Annotated in this window: 2 protein-coding genes; both read left to right on the forward strand. The window is 24.7% G+C overall.

What is annotated here, in order from left to right:
- Positions 1-333: 333 nt before the first annotated feature.
- Positions 334-1,302 (forward strand): TIM barrel protein, encoded by a 969-nt coding sequence (locus tag Q5F54_RS12300; RefSeq protein ID WP_281537747.1) that lies wholly within the window; start codon positions 334-336, stop codon positions 1,300-1,302.
- Between the two features lie 222 nt (positions 1,303-1,524).
- Positions 1,525-2,952, forward strand: a complete 1,428-nt coding sequence (locus Q5F54_RS12305; RefSeq protein WP_302334517.1) for an MATE family efflux transporter — start codon at positions 1,525-1,527, stop codon at positions 2,950-2,952.
- Positions 2,953-3,037 lie beyond the last annotated feature (85 nt).

The raw sequence follows: 3,037 nt of genomic DNA on the forward strand, positions 1-3,037 counted from the left end.
ATGGGAGTAGTTAGAACTACTTATATAATAGATGAAAATGGCATGATAGAAAAAGTATATGATAAAGTTAAAACTGATAAAAATGTAGGCGAAGTATTAGAGTACTTAGGATAGTATAAAGAGAATCAGATATTTTGATTCTCTTTTTTATGCCTAGATACTATAAAATTTAGTATAATTATATAAATGGATTATATATTAAATTTAATTAAATTAAAAATCGAAATTAAATATTATGTGATTTAAATAATATGGTAAATACTATACAGTATTGATATAAGTTAAGCTACAAGGTCTAGCAAATTAAAAATAAATGGGTAGGAGAAATTTTAAATGATAAAAGCTATAAATTTATCTACATATCAATATGATATGGACAGATACAATAATAACTATAAAAATGTAAACAAATTCTTAGAAGATAATAATATAAATGCAATAGAGTTATTTGGTTTACAATTATACAACGAAGAATTAATACCAAAGGATAAAATAATAGGAGCACATTTAATGCATTATCCTGTATGGTTAGATTTTTGGAATGAAGATGAAGAGGGGTTATTTGAGGAATTTAGCAGTAAAGAAGATATAATAAATTACTACGGAAATCTTGATAAAAAAGTAATAATAGATAAATACAGAGAAGAAATAAAAATAGCAGAAAAATTAAATGCTGAATATGCAGTATTTCATGTATCAAATGTAAGAACAAAAGACTGTTTTAACTATGAGTTTACATATACAGATAAAGAAGTAGTAGATGCAACTATTGAGATAGTAAATGAAATATTTAAAGGTTTAGATAATAATATAACTATACTATTTGAAAATTTATGGTGGCCAGGTCTAAAAATGACAGATCCAGAGTTAGTGAGATACTTTATTGAAAATATAGAATATAAGAATAAAGGTATTATGTTAGATACAGGACATTTGCTTAATACAAACTTAGATATAAATAATGAAGAAGAGGGAATAGACTATTTAGTAGAAACTATAAGTAATCTAGGTGATATGAAAGATTATATAAAAGGAATACATCTAAGTAAATCACTTTCTGGAAAATATGTTAAAGAACAAATAGAAAAGTATAAAAATAAAGATATTGATTATAGTGAAGTAAACAATGAGATAATTTATCATATATTAAATATAGATGAGCATAAACCATTTACAAATAATAAAATAAATAATTTAATAGAAATGATAAATCCAAAATTTTTAGTTTATGAATTTATAACTACATCACTAGAGGAGCTTAGTGATTTTATAAAGACACAAAATAAAGTTTTAGGTTTATAAAAAATTAAATACTTATGATTTTATATAATACCCCCTTATGTAGCGTTTCGCTACCTAAGGGGGTATTTATAGGATGACTATTTAAAATAAAAGCAATTATAAGAAATCATCTTTAATTGTAATAGGTATTATAATCTATAATTAGTTTTATGGTACCTATTATTTATGAACATATAGTTGCAAATGCAACAAAGAAATTAGAAAAAGAAAGGAGCATTTACTATGGAAACGTCTAATTATAATGAAAATAAAATGGGGGTAATGCCCATAAATAAATTACTTATAACAATGTCATTACCTATGATTATATCTATGTTAGTTCAAGCACTTTACAATGTAGTAGATAGTATATTTGTATCGCAAATAAGTGAAAATGCTTTAACAGCAGTATCATTAGCCTTTCCACTACAAAATTTTATGATAGCAGTTGGCTCTGGAACTGGTGTAGGTATAAATGCATTACTTTCAAAGTCTTTAGGTGAAAAGAATTTTAATGAAGCAAACAAAGTAGCAAATAATGGTATATTTTTAGCTATAATAAGTTATTTACTATTTCTCTTAATAGGTATATTTGGTGTTAGATTCTTTTTTGAATGTCAAACTAATGTAGTAGAAATAATAGATGGAGGATATTATTATTTACTAATATGCACAGTTTGTTCATTTGGATTATTTGGCCAATTTGTATTTGAACGATTAATGCAGTCAACAGGAAAAACCTTATATATAATGCTAACACAAGGACTAGGTGCAATATCAAATATAATATTAGATCCTATATTAATCTTTGGATTATTTGGATTTCCTAAAATGGGTATAATAGGAGCAGCTTTAGCAACAGTAATTGGTCAAATACTAGCTATGATATTAGCAATTTATTTAAATGCTACAAAAAATCATGAAATAAAAATTAAAATAAAGGGGTTTAAACCTGATTTAAAAACCATAAAAAAGATTTATTCAGTAGGTATACCTTCTATAATAATGGGTTCAATAAGTTCTGTTATGACTTTTGGAATGAATAAAATCATAATAGTGTTTACATCTACGGCAACAGCAGTTTTTGGTATATACTTTAAACTTCAAAGTTTTGTATTTATGCCTGTATTTGGATTAAATAATGGTATGGTTCCTATTGTTTCTTATAACTATGGTGCAAGAAACAAAGATAGAATAATCAGCACTATAAAAATAAGTATAGTATATGCAGTAGGTATGATGCTAATAGGACTATGTGTACTACAAATATTTCCAAAACAAATATTAAATTTATTTAATGCTTCTAATGAATTAATAATTATAGGTGTACCAGCGCTTAAAACAATAAGCTTAAGCTTTATATTTGCAGGATTTTGTGTAATACTAGGATCTGTATTTCAATCGTTAGGAAATGGAGTGTTAAGCTTAATGGTATCAGCTTTTAGACAATTAGTAGTATTGTTGCCAAGTGCATATTTACTATCAAAAACTGGTAATTTAAATCTTGTATGGTTTGCATTTCCTATATCTGAGATGGCATCAGTATTTTTAAGTTATATAGGGTTTAGATATGTATATAAAAAAGAAATAAAGCCATTAGATGATGAATATGAAATTAAATCATTAAATAGTAAAAAAGAAGTAAGTATAAATAATGAAGCTAATATATAAAATTTCTATTAAAAATATGGTATCAATATAACTTCTTAATTTATATAAATAACTAAGGAGGATTATATTTGATGATTAAATTAAT

Origin of the sequence: uncultured Romboutsia sp. (assembly GCF_958366745.1) — a bacterium.
Lineage (GTDB): Bacteria > Bacillota > Clostridia > Peptostreptococcales > Peptostreptococcaceae > Romboutsia > Romboutsia timonensis.